The sequence below is a fragment of the Sphingomonas pseudosanguinis genome (assembly GCF_052056765.1).
In the GTDB taxonomy this organism is placed as follows: Bacteria; Pseudomonadota; Alphaproteobacteria; order Sphingomonadales; family Sphingomonadaceae; genus Sphingomonas; species Sphingomonas pseudosanguinis.
Genome location: NZ_CP189888.1, coordinates 656,789 through 672,850 on the forward strand (window position 1 = coordinate 656,789; position 16,062 = coordinate 672,850).

Here is a 16,062-nt window from a genome sequence, read left to right on the forward strand (position 1 = left end):
ATCAGTTCGAGGTAGGGATCGAAGCCTGCGCCGTAAAGCCCGGGTCGCCCGGCCCCAGCATCCCCGCCCGGTCGGGCACGTCCGGCCCGCGCGCCAGCAACCGGTGGCGCTCGACCGGACCGGGCAGTTCCCACCGCGCGGTCCGCTCCGCCGAGAAGCCGAAAAAGCGGCCATAATATTCGGGATCGCCGATCAGCATCATCGCGCGGTCCAGCCCCTGTCGCTCGGCGGCGGCCAGCATGTGGAGGAACAGCCGCCGGCCGATCCCGTCGCGCTGACGCTCCGGCGCGACCGCGACCGGCCCGATCATGATCATCGGCCAGCGTGATCCCTGCGCATCGGTCAGCGTGATCGGCCAGCACTGGATCGACCCGATCAGCGTGCCGTCGCCCGCCAGCGCGGCGAAGCAGAGCGATGCCACCGGCGCCACCGATCCGCGCACGCGATACGCCGTGCGCGCCTGCCGCCCCGGCGGAAAGGCGCGGTCGAGCAGCGCCTCGACCAAAGCCGGGTCGACCGCGTCGAGCGGGATGAGATCGATCGTCTGGGACAAAAGGGCGGGGTCCGATCGCCGGGGTGGGGAAAGGCGCGCCCTTAACCCGTGGCGTGCGCGATGCAAGCCCATGCTTCCCTTGGTCGCGCGCTCTGGCTAGAGGCGCTGTCATGGAAGACCGTCTCCAGCTTGAAGTCCATGACCTCGAAGTCCAGGTGCTGACCGGCATCTATTCCGAGGAAACGCACCTGCCGCAGCCGCTGCGGATCTCGTTGACCGTCGATCTCGACTGTCCGGACCATTATACGCCGGACACGCCGCTGGCCGCATCGAAGAATTATCTCGATCTGAAGCATGCCGCGACGGTGCTGCCCGAGGGCGTGCATTTCACGCTGATCGAAGGGGTTGCGGACCATATCTGCGACACGCTGTTCCTGCAGGACCAGCGGGTGCAGCGGGTGAAGGTGAAGATCGTGAAGCTGGCCATCGCCGAGGATGGCGAGGCGATCGGCATCACCTTGGTCCGCCACCGCCGCTGACCGCCATGGTCGCGCGGCGCATCGATCTGGCCCCCGACGCCGACGTCCGCGCCGTGGTCGCGGCGCATCCCGGCACCGACCTCGTGCTGGTCCTGATGCCCGGGCGCGACTCGGTGGCGCAGGCGATGGCGGAGGCGGCGATCGGCCCGCTCGCGGTCGCCGTCGCACCGGACGCGCGGGTCAACGCCGTCGTGCCGTCGCCGGACGCGTCGCCCGACGCGATCGCGGCGGCGGTCGCTTATCTCGCCGCCGCGCACGCCGTCACCGGTCAGCTGCTCGCGGTCGGGACCTGACGCGTCCGGCTGCACGGGCCAAGCTTCTGGACGACATAACGATAATCCTCACGCGCCGCCTGCGCATCCTCGGGCGAGAGCGAGGCGGTGCTGTGATCGGGCAGCGACTCCGGGAGCGCACAGGCAAGGCGATACCAGAGCAGCGTGTCGCGCGCCGGCGGGGCGGCGGCTTCGTCGACGATCTCGCTCAGCGCCACGGCCCAGCGGCGCTCCTCGCCCGGACGGCGCAGCACCGATAGCGAGACGGGGCGGTTCTTGGCCGTGGTCAGGAAAATCTGCGTCTCGCCTTCGCCGGGCAGGGTGCCGGGCACGTAAAAGGCATTGCCGACGCCGGTGATGACCGGCGGCGCATCGGGCGACAGCGCGTCGCGCGCGATCGTCCGGCTGCGCTGATCGGTATCCGGCGTCCAGGGCAGCTGCGCATCGGGGGCGACCAACTGCAACTGGTCGGGGGCATTGGGCACCCGCCGCGCATAGATCAGCACCCGCATCTTCCTGAGCTTGGGCACCCGTCCACGCGCATCGGTCGCCGCGTCGAACAGATAGCCGACCCGCGCCGGCAGCCCACCCGATCCGCGCAGCAGCGTGCCGACATCCGCCTCGACGTACAGCCGCTGATGCCCCGGCGCGACGCCGGCCGCCTCGGCCCCCTTGATCGCGGTCGTCGAGCGGATGGTGACGTCGGCGATGACGGGCGCGGAGAGCACCAGATCGGCGAGGTCGGCATAGCCCAGGCCGGGCACGCCCGGCGCGGCATCCGCCGGTCGCGGCGAGGCCATCGTCGTCACCTGCGCGCAGGCGGGGGTGGCCAGAACGGGAATCAGAAGGCTCAGGGCACCGATGCGGACGGCGCGGGACACGGCGTGGGACAGCGGATTCATCGCTTCGCGCTACTCCTTCGTTTATTAACAATACAGAAATAATTTCGTCATGGCGCTATTGTACGTTTATTACGTCCGACAAACTGATTGCGCCGCGCCAGCCGTCACGATAGGGTCCAAGGCTCTGCCGCATGCCGAAAGAGCATGGCAGGAGTTTCCCACGTCCCCACGCTACGGCGAGGCGAAACTGGCAGACTGAGGAGTTTCGTTGCTGAATGGCCTATACTGACCAGAAGATGTCCGGGGGCAAGGTGGTCGCGATCGTTATCGTCGTGCTCATCCACGCAGCCCTGGGCTACGCCTTCGTCACGGGACTGGCATACCAGTACGTGAAGAAGGCGACCGAAAAGCTTGACACGTTCAACGTGGAAGAGCCGCCGCCCCCACCCCCGCCCGATGAACCACCGCCCCCGCCGCCGGAGCAGCCGAATCTGCCTCCGCCGCCGACCACGGTGGTCACGCCGCCGCCGATCGTGAACGTGCCTGTCCCGGCACCCGCGGTCACGACGACGAGCATCATCCCGCTGAGCCAGCCGACCGCGCCGCCGGCCCCGCCTGCGCCGCCGGCTCCGCCTGCGCCGCCCGCACCGCCGACGGTTTCGAAGGCCGCCGGTCTGCGCGGTAACCCGGGCCAGTATTTCGGTCCCGACGCTTATCCGCCCTCGGCCCAGCGCGAAGGCGCGGAAGGTCGCGTGTCGGCGAAGCTGTCGATCGGCACCGATGGCCGCGTGACCGATTGCTCGATCCTGTCGGGCAGCGGCAACCGGGCCCTGGACGATGCGACCTGTCGCATCTCGAAGGCGCGTGTCCGCTTTACCCCGGCGCAGGACGCCGCCGGTAATCCGGTCGCCTCGTCCTACACGCTTAACATCCGTTGGCAGTTGCCACAGGAATAACGGCTAAAAGCCGGTTCAAACTCAAACGCTTTAGTCAGAGGACCTAACCAACCATGCTCACCACCATCCTCGCCGCGGGCGGCGCCGCGGCCGGTGCCGAAAACCCCTACGGTCTCGGCCAGGCCCTGAAGGAAGGCGGCCTCATCTCGCAGTCGGTGTTCACCATCCTCTGCTTGATGTCGATCGTGTCGTTCTACATCCTGTTCTCGAAGCTGTTCGAGCAGCAGAAGATCATCAACCAGGCCAAGCGCGTCCGTCAGGGCTTCTGGTCGGCGAACTCGCTGCGCGAAGGTTCGGCCAAGCTCGAGAAGAACTCGGCCTACAAGCAGATCGTCGACGATGGTCTGGCCGCGCAGGACCAGCACTCGAAGCTGACCGATCCGGTCGAAGCGCATGACTGGCTGCACGGCTCGCTGGCGCGTTCGGAAGCCGCGATCAACTCGAAGCTGGGCGGCGGTCTCGCCTTCCTCGCGACCGTCGGTGCGACCGCGCCGTTCATCGGTCTGTTCGGTACGGTTATCGGCATCTACCGCGCGCTCATCAAGATCGGCTCGTCGGGCCAGGCGTCGATCGACGCGGTCGCCGGCCCCGTCGGTGAAGCGCTCATCATGACCGCACTGGGTCTGGTCGTCGCGGTTCCGGCCGTGCTCGCCTTCAACTGGCTGCAGCGTCGTAACAAGGGCATCGCCGAAGACCTGTCGTCGTTCTCGAACGACGTGCTGGGCTTCCTGGCCTCGAACGGTGCGGTTCGCCCCGCCATCGCTTCGGGCGCCGCTGCCAAGCCGACCGCCGTCAAGGCGACCCCGGCGACGACCACCGCCGGTCAGGCTGGTGGCGTTCAGACCCGCGCCTGAGCCTAAGGGGGCGGGGACCGGTCCCTCGGGACACGGCCCCGCCACCCCCCGCCGCTCCCTTTGGGACGGTGATAGAATGCATGGATAGGATAGCTCTCTCATGGCGATGAGCGTTGGCGGTGACTCCGCCGAGAAACCGATGTCGGAGATCAACACGACGCCCCTCGTGGACGTCATGCTGGTGCTCCTCATCATCTTCCTGATCGCGGTTCCGGTCGTGATTCAGACCGTTCCGCTGAAACTGCCGAACGTCCGCTTCGATCCGACGACGACGAAGCCGGAAAACGTCTCGCTGTCGGTCACCAGCGAGAATGGCCAGTGCAAGGTGTACTGGAACCTGACCCCGGTGACGTCGGACGAACTGCGCACCCGCGCGGTCGACAAGCTGAAGGCCGAGGTCGAGCGGCTGGGTGCCAACATCACCCCCGAATCGCTTCCCGAGGCGCATATTCGCGGTGACGTGAATACGCCGTATCGGTGCATCGGTGGCACCATCTACACGATGCAGCAGGCCGGTTTCGCCCGTGTCGGCTTCATCTCCGAGCCGCCCCCCGGCGGCAACGCCCGCGCCTGATCGGCCGGGCGGACACAAGTAGGAGTTAGCACGCCATGGCAATGAGCGCCGGATCTGATGATGGCGAGCCGATGATGGACATGAACACGACGCCGTTGATCGACGTCATGCTCGTGCTCCTCATCATGTTCATCATCACCATCCCGATCCAGACTCACGCGGTGAAGGTCGACCTGCCGGTCAACTCGAAGAACAACACGCCGGTCGTGAATACCGAAAAGAACAAGGTCGGTATCGACGCCGCCGGCACGGTGACCTGGAACGGGTCGCCGGTCGACGAGGTGACGCTGCGTCAGTATCTGGATCAGACCGCTGCCATGAACCCCGAGCCGGAACTACACTTCCAGCCGGCCCCCGACGCCAAATACGCCAAGGTCGACGAGACCCTGGCCGTGATCAAGCGCTCGGCGGTCAGCAAGCTCGGCTTCATCGGCAACGAGCAGTACCGCAACGACTTCTGATCGACCCGATCGGAACGTTGATGGAAGAGGGCGGCCCCGCAAGGGCCGCCCTTTTTGCGTTAGGGGGGTGGAACTGATCCTCCGGTGCAACGGCTTATCAAGGGTAGATCGGGCCGCGTCCTATTCCTCCCCTGCAAGGGGAGGTAGCAGGCCGAAAGGCCTGACGGAGGGGTGTCCACGTCGGAGAGGGGGGAGCATCGCCACCGCTGGCCCTTCTGAACCTTGCAGGGCATCGTGGCCCAAGCCCTACATGTTGGTCCAAGCGTTGACAGGGACCAAGCGCGATCTCGTCTGTCGGCATGAGACACGATCCAGTCCGGCTTCCCGCAAAAATGTGAGACATGCAAAGGCGGCATCACTCAGTGAAAGCGGAGCGCCACCATGTATCCACTCCTCGCCTCTGTAACCCTCCACATTCCCCAGCCGTCGGCGCGAACTTCCGACCCAACAACCGTCGACGCCTTCGGTCGGCGCGCTGTCCGATAACGGCATCGCCGCACGCATCTTTCACCTCTTGCGTGTGTTTCACGAAAATGACAACGTAACGTCATAAAAGTGAAACATAGGAGAAGAGAGATGCGTGGAGTCGTTTCAGTGTTGCTTGTCGCGGCGGCGGGCGTGGCAGCCCCGGCCATGGCCCAGGACGGTTGGCCGCAGCGCACGGGGTATCAGGAAATCGCCGCCGGTAATCTGGCGGCCGCCGAGCGCACCCTTTTGGCCGAGCGCCGGACCAGCCCCGACAGCCCGGAGCTGATGCTCAACCTCGCGGCGGTGTACGCGCAGACCGGCCGGGCGAGCGAAGCGCGTGCCTTGTACGGTGCGGTACTCAACGAAAAGCCGATCGCGATGGATATGCCCTCGGGCGCGGTGACGTCGTCGCATAGTGTCGCGCAGACCGGGCTGCGTCATCTGACGCAGGTCATGGCCTCGCGCTGATGAGACAGCGGACGAGTCCGGACCATATCGGGTTCGGACTTGTCCAAGGTCCTGAGTCGCTGACAGGATATGTCGCGCAGGGCAGGCCAGTTCGATCGTGCGGCGGTCATGAGAAACTGATGCCGAGCGACGGCTGAAAAGTTGGCTATTTTCAGGCCGGGCAGTCTCGACTTTTTTACAGTCGATTGAAGGTCATCAGGGCGACCGACGTCGCCGCCAGTACGCATTGCATCGCACTTGTTCGCCCTTGATGACGGCATGCAATGGCAAGCGCTGTTGCCGATTTGCAGTTCAGCCTCACCTCTCCGACCGGGACACCCCTCCGTCAGGCCTCCGGCCTGCCACCTCCCCTTGCAGGGGAGGAATAGTTTGGGGAATGACCGGCTTGATAGGGGTAGGTTGGGGCTTCCCCCCGTTACAGTTTTGGCAACGTCACTCCACGCTGCCCCATATATTTACCCGCGCGGTCGGCATAGCTGACCTCGCAAGGTTCATTGCCCTTCAGGAACAGGAACTGGCACGCGCCTTCATTGGCGTAGATTTTGGCGGGGAGCGGCGTGGTGTTAGAAAATTCCAGCGTCACATGGCCTTCCCAGCCCGGCTCCAGCGGTGTGACGTTCACGATGATCCCGCAGCGCGCATAGGTCGACTTGCCCAGACAGATGACCAGTACGTCGCGTGGCACCCGGAAATATTCGACCGTGCGCGCCAGCGCGAAGCTGTTGGGGGGGATGATGCAGACATCGGTCTTGCGATCGACGAAGCTGTTCGACGCGAAATCCTTCGGGTCGACGACCGCGCTGTCGACATTGGTGAAAATCTTGAACTCGTCCGCCACCCGCGCGTCATAGCCATAGGAGGACAAGCCATAGCTGATACAGCCGTCGCGACGCTGATTCTCGACGAAGGGCTCGATCATCCCCTGGGTCTGCGCGGCTTCACGAATCCAGCGGTCGGACAGGATCGACATCTTCATTCCCCTTAAGCGTTGCCGCTCATCGCCGGATCGCGGGGGCAGGGCAAGCGTCGAAACGCAAAATGGGGCTTGCGGTTGACGTTGCGTCAAGCGGTACTCCGGTTGTCATGACGACCATGCTCGATATTGCCGAGATCGCCCGCGCCACCGGCCTGAGCAGCCGGGCGCTGCGATTTTACGAGGCGCGCGGCCTGATCCGGCCGCTACGCAGCGAGGGTGGGCGGCGTATCTTCGGCACAGGCGAACTGGAGCGGCTGCACGCCATCGTCGCCCTGAAACGCGCCGGGTTCACGCTGGCGGCGATCGGGCGGATGCTCGACCGGCCCGATGCGCGACTGGGGGCCATGGTCGCCGCGCAACTGACGGCGGTCGAGGCGCAGGCCGCCGCGCTCGCCGATACGGCCAGCCTGTTGCGATCCATCCAGTCCCGCATCGATGCCGGCGAGCGCATCGACGTCGCGACGCTTTGCTCGCTGATCCGAAAGGGACACAGCATGACGACGACACAATGGAAGCAGGTGATCGACCGGCAGTTCACGAAGGAGGAACAGGCGCATTGGGCCGAGCGGAGGAACGCGCTGGCGCCCGATTTCGATCAGGAGGCCTATCAGGCGCAATGGGCCGATCTGGGCGGGCGGATCGCGGCGGCGCTACCGCTCGATCCGGACTCGGAGGCGGCGCGGGGCTTCGTCCGTGAGTGGTCCGCGCTGCTGGCGCCGTTCCGGGCCGTCGCGACGCCCGAGATGTGGGCGGGGGCGACGCGGCTGCACCAGAACCGGGAACATTGGAAGGGGCAGGCCGATCCGGGCTTCTCCGCTGAGGTGTGGCAATTCATTCAGGCCGCCAGTGCGGCGATGCAGGCGCGGGGAGAAGAGCCGGAGGGCTGAATCGGTTTGGTCACGCAAAGGTGCAGCCGCGAAGTCCTTTTTAGAACATTGGTTCGCGCGGAGACGCGGAGGGAGCGTATCCCATCGTTGACGATGGCCGGTCATCGCTGGAGACGGGAGACCAAGCACGTCTTCTCCGCGCCTCCGCGTCTCCGCGCGAAAAAATCTTTGCGGCTTCGCGGCTTCGCGTGAAAATCACCTGCCGTGGTATGGAGAGCGCCAAGCCATTTGTTCGCGCAGAGGCGCGGAGGACGCAGCGAGAGCTTGCCATTGGCGATGGCCCGCTATCGCGGACGATAGACAAATTCCGAATTTCGCCTCTGCGCCTCCACGCGAACCATCTTCGCGCCGCCGCGCGACAGATTCAGCCGATCCCCAAATCCGCCGGGCCGAACGCATCCGGCAGCAGTTCGGACAGGCGATAGGTCCGCACCGCATCGCCCTCGGCCGCGCCGCAATGGACGGGGAGGTCGCGGCCGCCCATCTGCGCGGCTTCGTTGATGACCTGGCGGCAGCGACCACAGGGGCTGACCGGGGTGGTGCCGGTCGCCTTGCCGTCGGCGTCCATCGCGCCGCCGATCACGCCGATCGCGACGATCTCGCGCAGCCGCCCGGCGGCCGAGGCGGTGGCGATCGCGACCGTCTCGGCGCAGAGCGACAGGCCATAGCTGGCATTCTCGACATTGGCGCCGGTGATCACCGAGCCATCCGCCATCAACAGCGCCGCCCCCACCGCGAACCGGCTATAGGGCGCATGGGCATGCAGGGCGGCGGTACGCGCGGCGGCGATCAGCGCGGTCGCGTCGGAGGCGGTTTCGGTCATGGTGTAACGACATCCCAGTGTACGGGGCCTTCCACCCCTTCGACCCGGCGGAAGTCGCTGGCACGCCACATGCGCCAGGGGCGCGCGGCGTAGTCGGGCTTGAAAATATTGCCGATCGCCCAGATCGGACGGTCGAGCGCGGCGGTGATGCTATAGTCCGACTCGAACGGCTTGGACACGCGCAGCATTACCGGCTTGCCGGTATGCGTCTCGACCATGGTCACGAAGCGGGTCAGGTCGGCGACCAGCGTCGCGCGCTCTGGCCGCGCGGTGCAGTCGTCATGATAGGACAGGTCGATCGCGGCGGGCAGGGCGTCGCCCACGCGCGGCACGAAGATGTTGAATGCATCCGCCTGCGCGGTCGCGGGCTGGCACAGCGAATAGATATGGATGGCGCCACGTCGCAGGCCCGCCTCGGGCAGCGCGCCCCAGTTCGCCTCGAACGACGGCTCGCGCCGGTCCGCGCCCGAAGTCGCGACGAGATAGGCGAAGTCCGCGCCATGCGCGCGCACCGTCCGCCATTCGACGGTCGGCGGATTTTCGGGCAGGTCGATGCCCTGGAGCGGATAGCGCTCGGTCGAGGGCTGCCAATGCGTCACCCAATGCCGCCCGCCCGCCGTGACCGCGCCGAGCGCCAGCAGGCCGGCACCGATTTTCCAGAGAATCGACATCAGTTGCGGATATGCAGGACGCAGATCAGTGTGAAGAGGCGGCGTGCGGTATCGAAGTCGACCTCGATCTTGCCGGTCAGCCGCTCCTTCAGCATCTCGGCGGCATCGTTATGGATGCCCCGCCGCGCCATATCGATCGTCTCGATCTGTTGCGGGGTGGATGCGCGGATCGCCTGATAATAGCTGTCGCAGATCGCGAAATAATCCTTGATCGGCCGCCGGAACCGCCCGAGCGCCAGCACCAGCGTTTCGATATGCGTGCCGTCCTCGCGGTACATATGGATGCCGAGGCGCCCTTCCTCGGACTCCAGCTTGATCCGGTAGGGCCCGGCATAGCCGTCCGCCTGCGGCCGCTGCGGCGCGAAATAATTCTCCTCGATCAGGTCGAAGATCGCGATCCGCCGCTCCTGCTCGACATCGGCCGAGCGCCAGCCCAGGCTGCGTTCGTCCAGGTCGATAGAGATGATCCGCGGATCGGCCATGCCGCAGGGATAGTCGCGAAGCGCGTGCGCCGCAAATCCCCTGCTGATCGACGCAATCAACTTCACAGACAGGGGCCGCTCGCGCTAACGCCGGAGAAATGGCCACCCTCGCATTTCCGAACCCCGCTGCCGGCGCCGAGCCGCAGCAGCTTCCCCGCAATATCGAGGCGGAGGCCGCGCTGCTGGGCGCGATGATGATCGACAACCGGCTGGCCGACGATCTGGTCGACCGGCTGGACCCGGAGCATTTCTTCGAGCCCGTGCATGGCCGCGTCTTCTCCGCGATCAAGAATCTGCGCGCCACCGACATGCTGGCGACCCCCGTCACGCTGCGTCCGATGTTCGAGGCGGACGAGGGGATGAAGGCGCTGGGCGGCCCGTCCTATCTGGCGCAGCTGACGGGGTCGGGGGCGAGCCTGATCGGCGCGCGGCAGTTCGCGACGCAGATCTATGATCTCGCGATGCTGCGCGCGCTGGTGACGGTGGGGCGGACGCTCGTCGACCGGGCGATGGACACGTCCGAAGAGGTGAATCCGCGCGCACAGATCGAGCTGGCCGAGAACGAGCTGTTCAAGGTGGCAGCAGACGGCGGCTCCGAGAATGCGGTGAAGAGCTTCTCCCAGGCCACCACCATGGCAGTGAAGAATGCCGAGCGCGCGCTGAACTCGGGCGGCCATGTCTCGGGCATCACCACGGGTCTGGACTCGGTCAATGCCAAGATCGGCGGCATGCACCGCTCCGACTTGATGATCCTGGCGGGGCGTCCGGGCATGGGCAAGACCTCGCTCGCGACCAACATCGCGTTCAACGCCGCGCGGCGCTGGATGCGCGACATGGCCGACGGCATTCCGCCCTCCGAGTCGGTCGGCGCCAAGGTCGCGTTCTTCAGCCTCGAAATGTCCGCCGACCAGCTGGCGACGCGTATCCTGGCCGAGCAGTCGGGCATCAGCTCCGAGGCGCTGCGCATGGGCAAGATCAGCCGCAACGAGTTCGCGCAGCTCGCCGCCGCCGCCGCCGAGCTGGAGCAGTTGCCGCTGTTCATCGACGATACCGGCGGCCTGACCATCTCCGCGCTGCACACCCGCGTCCGGCGTTTGCAGCGGCGGCTGAACAACGAGCTGGGGCTGGTCGTAGTCGACTATCTCCAGCTGCTGACCGGTTCGGGCAAGTCGTCGGAGGGCAACCGCGTGCAGGAAATCTCGGAGATTTCGCGCGGGCTGAAGACGCTGGCCAAGGACATGAACGTGCCGGTGCTAGCGCTGTCGCAGCTCAGCCGTGCGGTCGAGCAGCGCGAGGACAAGCGCCCGATGCTGTCCGACCTTCGCGAATCGGGCTCGATCGAGCAGGACGCCGACATGGTCTGGTTCGTGTTCCGCGAAGACTATTACATGATGCAGCGCGAGCCCAAGCGCCCGATGGAAGGCGATGACGGCAAGGTCTTTGAGGATCACGCGAAATGGGCGACCGAGGTGGAACGGGTCTATGGCCTGGCCGAACTGATCGTCGCGAAACAGCGTCACGGTGCGACCGGCAAGGTGGTGATGAAGTTCGACCCGACGATCACGCGGTTTACCGACTTCGCGGGCTATTGATCCGATATTGTCCGACGCCTGCACTCCTATGTTGTAGCCACGTCCGCAGTCCTTATAAGAGTTGCGTCTATCTGGTTGCTGCCACTTGGGGGAAACCAATGCATGGCATGAACGGACGCGTATTGCTGGCTGCGCTGATGGCGGTGATGGTGCCACTGACGATTGCCGGCTGTCAGCGCGGCGGCGCGGTCACGGACCCGGTTGCGAACAGCATCGCTGGCGCCAATGATGTGCGGGCGGCGCTGCAAGCCTATTTCGACAAACATCTCCAATGCGCACCGCTTCTGTCGACGGATGCCACGAGCGGTGATCTGATCGCCCAACCGCAAGATCCCGCCGCCCGCGCCTTGTCGGAGGCCGGATTGATCGAACGCGTTCGGGGGGAAGCCGAGATGGCCGGTGGCGAGCGCGTCGTGCGGTATCGCCCCGCCCAGCGCTATTTGCCCTCTTTTACGAAAGCCAAGTGGGGCACGTCCGATGGCTGGCTGCTATGCTACGCCCGGCGACAAATCAAGGACATCGCCATCACCAATACCAATGCGGGGCCGAGGGTCGCGTATCGTTTTCAACTGGTCGCTGCGCCGGAATGGATGCGCCAACCGGCAATGGTTTCCGCCTTTCCGCAGGTCGTAAAGTCGCTTTCGGGCGAATTCCGGGGCGAAGAACCGGTCGCGATCCGGAATGGCAAACCAAATCTCGACGATTTGCAGCCGACCTTCGAGCATTCGCTAGTGACAAGAGGGGCCGCATTTCTGACGCGATAAGGCATCCCTGACGAGGACCAAGATACATGCCGACATTTTCTCAGCAGGTAAACTGGGCGACCGTTATGTGGCGTAGCAACGTCGCGCGGCCATATATTCTGGCATATAATGAGGCATATAAGGCGGTTCAGGCCAGCCTGAAGAAAGAAGAGGACAATGCCAAGGCGCAGGCCGAGCTCTTTGTATCGATCGTCGCGATCCTGCCGACCTCCGTACTGATGGCCGTCATCGCGACCCCGAGCTTTCGACGTGCAATACAGAAGATCGGCGTGCGGCGCTTGGGTGCCGATAATTTGCGGCTCGCCTTATCCTATTTGAAGGCGGATGGTAAGCATCCCGCCGTGGCGTTCGCATTCGGAAAGTTGGCGGGCATGGCAAAGGACAAGGGTGGCACGGCCATCACTAGCATGCTGAGTAACCTTGCGCGCAATACTTCGGCCGGCGTGACCGCAACGGACCCGTTGAGCCGCAGCCAGGAGCTGTTGGGCCTTGTCGATACGCAAGGGATGATGGTGGAGCGGGTTGGTACCGCGATCCTGGAAGATCCCCAGATGAATGCAGGGCAAAAAAAGGCGATGATGGACGCCTTGATGCAAGCGCCATTTTTGGCGAACAAGCCCGAAAAGAAAATGGATTGGCAGAAGCTACGACCGTCGATCGAACTCGCGATGCTGATGAATGTCGTCTTGGATCGCGATTACGTTTTGCGCCACGGTCCAATCGGTTCCCGTCTTCCGGCCCGTAGAGTGCCTGGCGGTATCAAGGCTATGCCGTCTGATCCCGACTATCCTAAATCGCAGCCGGCTTCAGCCATGGCATTTTACAATACGGTCGAGGTCGATCGCCCGGCAAACAACGTTCAGGATCACATCGACCGTGTTCACAAGGAGGTGTTCGGTCACCCCTTCTACACGCATCAACGCTATCTCGGTATGCAATGGCCCGGCGGGAAAGCGGAGGAACTCGTCCGGGCGGAGGCGGTGTTGAAGAGGCTCTCCAAATCCGCTTCGCCTCGAAATTTGAGTGACGTCCGCTTCGCCTGACCGTGCGCAACACCTGAATTCCCACCGCGCCCTTCACCACCTTGGCTCAGAGCCTTGCGGGGAAAGTGACGTCTCTGGCTTTCAAGGCGGTGGCGCCGCTTCCATGGGCCGATGAATTCCACATTCCACCTTGTCGAACCCGCGCCAGCGGCCCGCGCGCAGGTCTTCGCCGGGCTTGACCTTGCTGGTGCACGGCGCGCAGCCGATCGAGAGATAGCCTTGCGCCTCGAGCGGATGACGCGGCAGGTCGTGTGCCGTGAAATAGCCGTCCAGCGCCGCCTTGTCCCAATCGGCTAGCGGGTTGAGCTTCAGCCGGCCATCCTCGACCTCGAAGCGGGGAAGGGCGCGGCGGGTGCCGGCCTGGAAGCCCTTGCGGCCTGAAATCCACGCCTCGAACGGAGCCAGGCCGCGTGCCAGCGGCTCGACCTTGCGTAGGTCGCAGCAGCCATCGGGGTCATAGCCGTGACGGATGCCGTCCGGGTCCTTCGCCGCCAGCAGGGCGGGGTCGGGCTGGATCACGCGGACGTCCAGCAGGCCCAGCCGCTCGACCAGCGTGTCGCGATAGCTGAGCGTTTCGGGAAACATCTTGAGCGTGTCGGTGAACACCACCGGCGTCGCCGGATCGGCGCTCGCGACCATGTGCAGCAATACGGCGGACTCGGTGCCGAAGGACGACACCGCCGCGACTCCGCCGTGCAACTCGCCGGTCAGCAGGGTGCGTAGCATCTCGGGCGCGGGCACGCCGGCGAACCGCGCCTCATAAGCCGCGGCATCCTCCACCGTGTAAGCCGGCCGAACGTCGATCCGGTCGAGCGCGCGCTCAGCCATGGCGCAGCTTCCACACCGGCACGCGCGCATCGGCGGCCTTTTGATAGGGCTGGGGGTAGAGCGCGAGCAGCTTGGTCAGCGTCGCCGCATCGATCGGCTTTTCGGGGGCGAAGCTGTCGAAGCCGCAGCGGCGCATATGCGGAATCTGGTCGACCAGCACATCGCCCGCCGCGCGTAGCTCGCCCTCGAAGCCCGCCTCGCGCAGGATACGCGCCGCCGAATAGCCGCGCCCGTCGCGGAAGGTGGGGAAGCTGATCTCGACCAAAGCGATCTGCCCCAGATGGGGGAGCAGTTCGCGCGCATCGTCACCCGCCTCCAGCCGGACGGCGGTGGCGTTGGTCTGGCCCAGAAACGCGTCCAGCGTCACCGCCGGTTCGTCATGCACCACATCGTCGCGGAAGCGCAGCAGCGTCTCGCCCGCGTTGGTGTTCACGGTGATGGGATCAACCATAGATCGCTTCCTTGAACGGCTGCATACCCACGCGGCGATAGGTGTCGAGAAAGCGCTCGTCCGTCTCGCGGAGTTCGACATAGCGGTCGGTCACGCGCTCGATCGCGTCGACCACGCCGTCCTCGTCAAAGCCGGGGCCGGTGATCTTGCCGAGCGACACATCCTCCGCGCCCGATCCGCCGAGCAGCAGCTGATAATTCTCGGTGCCCTTCTTATCGACGCCCAAGATGCCGATATGCCCGGCATGATGGTGGCCGCAGGCGTTGATGCAGCCCGAAATCTTGAGCTTCAACTCGCCCAGTTCGCGCTGCCGCCCGGCGAAACGCTCGCCGATCTTCTGCGCCAGCGGGATGGAGCGGGCATTGGCCAGACTGCAATAATCGAGGCCCGGGCAGGCGATGATGTCCGAAATCAGGTCGAGATTGGCCTCGGCCAGCCCCGCCTCGCGAAGCGCGGTCCAGATGGCATAAAGATCGGCCTTGCGGACATGCGGCAGCACGATGTTCTGGGCATGGGTCACACGCAGCTCGTCATGGCCGTACCGCTCGGCCAAGTCGGCCATCAGGTCGATCTGGTCGGCCGAGGCGTCGCCCGGGATGCCGCCGATCGGCTTCAGGCTGATCGTGACGATGGCGTGGCCGGGCTGCTTGTGCGCAGCAACATTCTGGTCGAGCCAGACCGCGAAATCGGGATCGGAACGGTCGACCGTGTCGGGCGCATCGGTCGCGAAGTCCGGCCCGGCGAACATCGCCGTGATCCGCTCCAGCTCGGCGACCGGCGGGTCGATACCCAGCTCGCGGATCGCGGCGAACTCCGCCTCTACCTGCTCGCGATAGGCGTCGACGCCGATCTCGTGCAGCAGGATCTTGATCCGCGCCTTGTAGATATTATCGCGGCGGCCATAGCGGTTATACACCCGCAGGCACGCCTCCAGATAGCTCATCAGATGATCGGCGGTGATGAAGTCCTTCACCTCATGCGCGATCATCGGGGTGCGGCCCATGCCGCCGCCGACGAAGATCTTCGCGCCGAGCACACCGTCGCGCGTGAGCAGCTGGATGCCGATGTCGTGCAGCCGCATCGCCGCGCGGTCCTCGTCCGCCGCGATCACCGCGATCTTGAACTTGCGCGGCAGGTAGGTGAATTCGGGGTGAAAGGTCGACCATTGCCGCAGCAACTCGGCCCAAGGGCGGGGGTCGGCGACCTCATCGGCGGCGGCACCTGCGAACTGGTCGGACGAGATGTTGCGGATGCAATTGCCCGAGGTCTGGATGGCATGCATCTGCACCGTCGCCAGCTCGGCGAGGATGTCGGGCGCATCGGCCAGCTTGATCCAATTGTACTGGATGTTCTGGCGCGTGGTGAAATGGCCGTAGCCGCGATCGTACTTGCGCGCGATATGGCCAAGCATCCGCATCTGGCGGCTGTCCAGCGTGCCATAGGGCACCGCGACGCGCAGCATATAGGCGTGCAGCTGGAGATAGAGGCCGTTCATCAGCCGCAACGGCTTGAACTGATCCTCGGTCATCGCGCCCGACAGGCGGCGGTTCACCTGGTCGCGAAATTCCTCGACACGGGCATCGACGATGCTCTGATCATATTCGTCGTAAACGTACAT

General features: G+C 65.0%; 20 protein-coding genes. 11 read left to right on the forward strand and 9 right to left on the reverse strand.

What is annotated here, in order from left to right; all coding sequences use genetic code 11:
* Position 1: 1 nt before the first annotated feature.
* On the reverse strand, positions 2–553 hold the full coding sequence (locus ACQHGV_RS02960; protein ID WP_440979372.1) for a GNAT family N-acetyltransferase: 552 nt from the start codon (positions 551–553) through the stop codon (positions 2–4).
* Between the two features lie 110 nt (positions 554–663).
* On the opposite strand from ACQHGV_RS02960, the gene ACQHGV_RS02965 reads away from it, so the two are divergent.
* Both ACQHGV_RS02965 and ACQHGV_RS02970 read left to right on the forward strand, forming a co-directional pair.
* Positions 664–1,032, forward strand: coding sequence for a dihydroneopterin aldolase (locus ACQHGV_RS02965; RefSeq protein WP_183953019.1), 369 nt, complete (start codon positions 664–666; stop codon positions 1,030–1,032).
* Positions 1,033–1,037: 5 nt separating this feature from the next.
* A complete protein-coding gene (locus tag ACQHGV_RS02970; RefSeq protein WP_440979373.1) occupies positions 1,038–1,325 on the forward strand; it encodes a Rossmann fold domain-containing protein in 288 nt (95 codons plus the stop codon).
* Here ACQHGV_RS02970 and ACQHGV_RS02975 read toward each other — a convergent pair.
* A complete protein-coding gene (locus ACQHGV_RS02975) occupies positions 1,301–2,206 on the reverse strand; it encodes a hypothetical protein (protein ID WP_440979374.1) in 906 nt (301 codons plus the stop codon). The two genes, ACQHGV_RS02970 and ACQHGV_RS02975, sit on opposite strands and share 25 nt — an antisense overlap.
* Positions 2,207–2,421: 215 nt before the next feature.
* On the opposite strand from ACQHGV_RS02975, the gene ACQHGV_RS02980 reads away from it, so the two are divergent.
* The 5 genes from ACQHGV_RS02980 to ACQHGV_RS03000 all read left to right on the forward strand — a co-directional run bounded on the left by ACQHGV_RS02980 (position 2,422) and on the right by ACQHGV_RS03000 (position 5,927).
* Positions 2,422–3,102: an energy transducer TonB gene (locus tag ACQHGV_RS02980; protein WP_440979375.1), complete on the forward strand. Its 681-nt coding sequence runs from the start codon at positions 2,422–2,424 to the stop codon at positions 3,100–3,102.
* A gap of 53 nt (positions 3,103–3,155) precedes the next feature.
* On the forward strand, positions 3,156–3,956 hold the full coding sequence (locus tag ACQHGV_RS02985) for a MotA/TolQ/ExbB proton channel family protein (RefSeq protein ID WP_183953015.1): 801 nt from the start codon (positions 3,156–3,158) through the stop codon (positions 3,954–3,956).
* A gap of 100 nt (positions 3,957–4,056) precedes the next feature.
* Positions 4,057–4,530, forward strand: coding sequence for an ExbD/TolR family protein (locus ACQHGV_RS02990; RefSeq protein WP_183953014.1), 474 nt, complete (start codon positions 4,057–4,059; stop codon positions 4,528–4,530).
* A 35-nt stretch (positions 4,531–4,565) separates the two neighbouring features.
* The gene (locus ACQHGV_RS02995; RefSeq protein WP_183953013.1) at positions 4,566–4,991 is read left to right on the forward strand and encodes an ExbD/TolR family protein; all 426 of its coding nucleotides are present in this window, start codon (positions 4,566–4,568) and stop codon (positions 4,989–4,991) included.
* Between the two features lie 576 nt (positions 4,992–5,567).
* Positions 5,568–5,927, forward strand: coding sequence for a tetratricopeptide repeat protein (locus tag ACQHGV_RS03000; RefSeq protein WP_221211568.1), 360 nt, complete (start codon positions 5,568–5,570; stop codon positions 5,925–5,927).
* 415 nt (positions 5,928–6,342) lie between these two features.
* Here ACQHGV_RS03000 and dcd read toward each other — a convergent pair whose 3' ends face one another.
* Complete coding sequence (gene dcd / locus ACQHGV_RS03005; protein WP_440980118.1) at positions 6,343–6,897, reverse strand: dCTP deaminase; 555 nt, start codon at positions 6,895–6,897, stop codon at positions 6,343–6,345.
* Between the two features lie 113 nt (positions 6,898–7,010).
* On the opposite strand from dcd, the gene ACQHGV_RS03010 reads away from it, so the two are divergent.
* On the forward strand, positions 7,011–7,790 hold the full coding sequence (locus tag ACQHGV_RS03010; RefSeq protein WP_440979376.1) for a MerR family transcriptional regulator: 780 nt from the start codon (positions 7,011–7,013) through the stop codon (positions 7,788–7,790).
* Positions 7,791–8,154: 364 nt separating this feature from the next.
* On the opposite strand, the gene ACQHGV_RS03015 is transcribed toward ACQHGV_RS03010, so the two are convergent.
* The 3 genes from ACQHGV_RS03015 to ACQHGV_RS03025 are packed head-to-tail and all read right to left on the reverse strand — an operon-like array spanning position 8,155 to position 9,766.
* The gene (locus tag ACQHGV_RS03015) at positions 8,155–8,613 is read right to left on the reverse strand and encodes a cytidine deaminase (protein ID WP_409790158.1); all 459 of its coding nucleotides are present in this window, start codon (positions 8,611–8,613) and stop codon (positions 8,155–8,157) included.
* Complete coding sequence (locus ACQHGV_RS03020; protein WP_440979377.1) at positions 8,610–9,284, reverse strand: GH25 family lysozyme; 675 nt, start codon at positions 9,282–9,284, stop codon at positions 8,610–8,612. Before ACQHGV_RS03020 ends, ACQHGV_RS03015 begins: the two co-directional genes overlap by 4 nt.
* On the reverse strand, positions 9,284–9,766 hold the full coding sequence (locus ACQHGV_RS03025; protein ID WP_183953008.1) for a UPF0262 family protein: 483 nt from the start codon (positions 9,764–9,766) through the stop codon (positions 9,284–9,286). The genes ACQHGV_RS03020 and ACQHGV_RS03025 overlap by 1 nt, the downstream gene beginning before the upstream one ends.
* Before the next feature lie 98 nt (positions 9,767–9,864).
* Here ACQHGV_RS03025 and ACQHGV_RS03030 point away from each other — a divergent pair, with 98 nt between their 5' ends.
* The 3 genes from ACQHGV_RS03030 (at position 9,865) to ACQHGV_RS03040 (ending at position 13,165) form a co-directional block, all read left to right on the forward strand.
* The gene (locus ACQHGV_RS03030) at positions 9,865–11,358 is read left to right on the forward strand and encodes a replicative DNA helicase (RefSeq protein WP_183953007.1); all 1,494 of its coding nucleotides are present in this window, start codon (positions 9,865–9,867) and stop codon (positions 11,356–11,358) included.
* Positions 11,359–11,480: 122 nt separating this feature from the next.
* Positions 11,481–12,122, forward strand: a complete 642-nt coding sequence (locus ACQHGV_RS03035) for a hypothetical protein (protein ID WP_440979378.1) — start codon at positions 11,481–11,483, stop codon at positions 12,120–12,122.
* Positions 12,123–12,148: 26 nt separating this feature from the next.
* Positions 12,149–13,165, forward strand: a complete 1,017-nt coding sequence (locus ACQHGV_RS03040) for a hypothetical protein (RefSeq protein ID WP_440979379.1) — start codon at positions 12,149–12,151, stop codon at positions 13,163–13,165.
* 81 nt (positions 13,166–13,246) lie between these two features.
* On the opposite strand, the gene ACQHGV_RS03045 is transcribed toward ACQHGV_RS03040, so the two are convergent.
* The 3 genes from ACQHGV_RS03045 to ACQHGV_RS03055 are packed head-to-tail and all read right to left on the reverse strand — an operon-like array spanning position 13,247 to position 16,062.
* Positions 13,247–13,993 carry a phosphoadenylyl-sulfate reductase gene (locus ACQHGV_RS03045; protein WP_440979380.1) on the reverse strand — a complete coding sequence of 249 codons (747 nt, stop codon included), beginning with the start codon at positions 13,991–13,993 and terminating at the stop codon, positions 13,247–13,249.
* Positions 13,986–14,444, reverse strand: a complete 459-nt coding sequence (locus ACQHGV_RS03050) for a DUF934 domain-containing protein (RefSeq protein ID WP_183953002.1) — start codon at positions 14,442–14,444, stop codon at positions 13,986–13,988. The genes ACQHGV_RS03045 and ACQHGV_RS03050 overlap by 8 nt, the downstream gene beginning before the upstream one ends.
* On the reverse strand, positions 14,437–16,062 hold the full coding sequence (locus tag ACQHGV_RS03055; RefSeq protein ID WP_440979381.1) for a nitrite/sulfite reductase: 1,626 nt from the start codon (positions 16,060–16,062) through the stop codon (positions 14,437–14,439). Before ACQHGV_RS03055 ends, ACQHGV_RS03050 begins: the two co-directional genes overlap by 8 nt.

Excerpts from the sequence above, each read along its gene's own strand:
- ACQHGV_RS02965 (WP_183953019.1), top strand. The coding sequence starts at position 664 with ATGGAAGACCGTCTCCAGCTTGAAGTCCATGACCTCGAAGTCCAGGTG.
- ACQHGV_RS02970 (WP_440979373.1), top strand. The coding sequence starts at position 1,038 with ATGGTCGCGCGGCGCATCGATCTGGCCCCCGACGCCGACGTCCGCGCC.
- ACQHGV_RS02975 (WP_440979374.1), bottom strand. The coding sequence starts at position 2,206 with ATGAATCCGCTGTCCCACGCCGTGTCCCGCGCCGTCCGCATCGGTGCC.
- ACQHGV_RS02980 (WP_440979375.1), top strand. The coding sequence starts at position 2,422 with ATGGCCTATACTGACCAGAAGATGTCCGGGGGCAAGGTGGTCGCGATC.
- ACQHGV_RS02985 (WP_183953015.1), top strand. The coding sequence starts at position 3,156 with ATGCTCACCACCATCCTCGCCGCGGGCGGCGCCGCGGCCGGTGCCGAA.
- ACQHGV_RS02990 (WP_183953014.1), top strand. The coding sequence starts at position 4,057 with ATGGCGATGAGCGTTGGCGGTGACTCCGCCGAGAAACCGATGTCGGAG.
- ACQHGV_RS02995 (WP_183953013.1), top strand. The coding sequence starts at position 4,566 with ATGGCAATGAGCGCCGGATCTGATGATGGCGAGCCGATGATGGACATG.
- ACQHGV_RS03000 (WP_221211568.1), top strand. The coding sequence starts at position 5,568 with ATGCGTGGAGTCGTTTCAGTGTTGCTTGTCGCGGCGGCGGGCGTGGCA.
- dcd (WP_440980118.1), bottom strand. The coding sequence starts at position 6,897 with ATGTCGATCCTGTCCGACCGCTGGATTCGTGAAGCCGCGCAGACCCAG.
- ACQHGV_RS03010 (WP_440979376.1), top strand. The coding sequence starts at position 7,011 with ATGACGACCATGCTCGATATTGCCGAGATCGCCCGCGCCACCGGCCTG.
- ACQHGV_RS03015 (WP_409790158.1), bottom strand. The coding sequence starts at position 8,613 with ATGACCGAAACCGCCTCCGACGCGACCGCGCTGATCGCCGCCGCGCGT.
- ACQHGV_RS03020 (WP_440979377.1), bottom strand. The coding sequence starts at position 9,284 with ATGTCGATTCTCTGGAAAATCGGTGCCGGCCTGCTGGCGCTCGGCGCG.
- ACQHGV_RS03025 (WP_183953008.1), bottom strand. The coding sequence starts at position 9,766 with ATGGCCGATCCGCGGATCATCTCTATCGACCTGGACGAACGCAGCCTG.
- ACQHGV_RS03030 (WP_183953007.1), top strand. The coding sequence starts at position 9,865 with ATGGCCACCCTCGCATTTCCGAACCCCGCTGCCGGCGCCGAGCCGCAG.
- ACQHGV_RS03040 (WP_440979379.1), top strand. The coding sequence starts at position 12,149 with ATGCCGACATTTTCTCAGCAGGTAAACTGGGCGACCGTTATGTGGCGT.
- ACQHGV_RS03045 (WP_440979380.1), bottom strand. The coding sequence starts at position 13,993 with ATGGCTGAGCGCGCGCTCGACCGGATCGACGTTCGGCCGGCTTACACG.
- ACQHGV_RS03050 (WP_183953002.1), bottom strand. The coding sequence starts at position 14,444 with ATGGTTGATCCCATCACCGTGAACACCAACGCGGGCGAGACGCTGCTG.
- ACQHGV_RS03055 (WP_440979381.1), bottom strand. The coding sequence starts at position 16,062 with ATGTACGTTTACGACGAATATGATCAGAGCATCGTCGATGCCCGTGTC.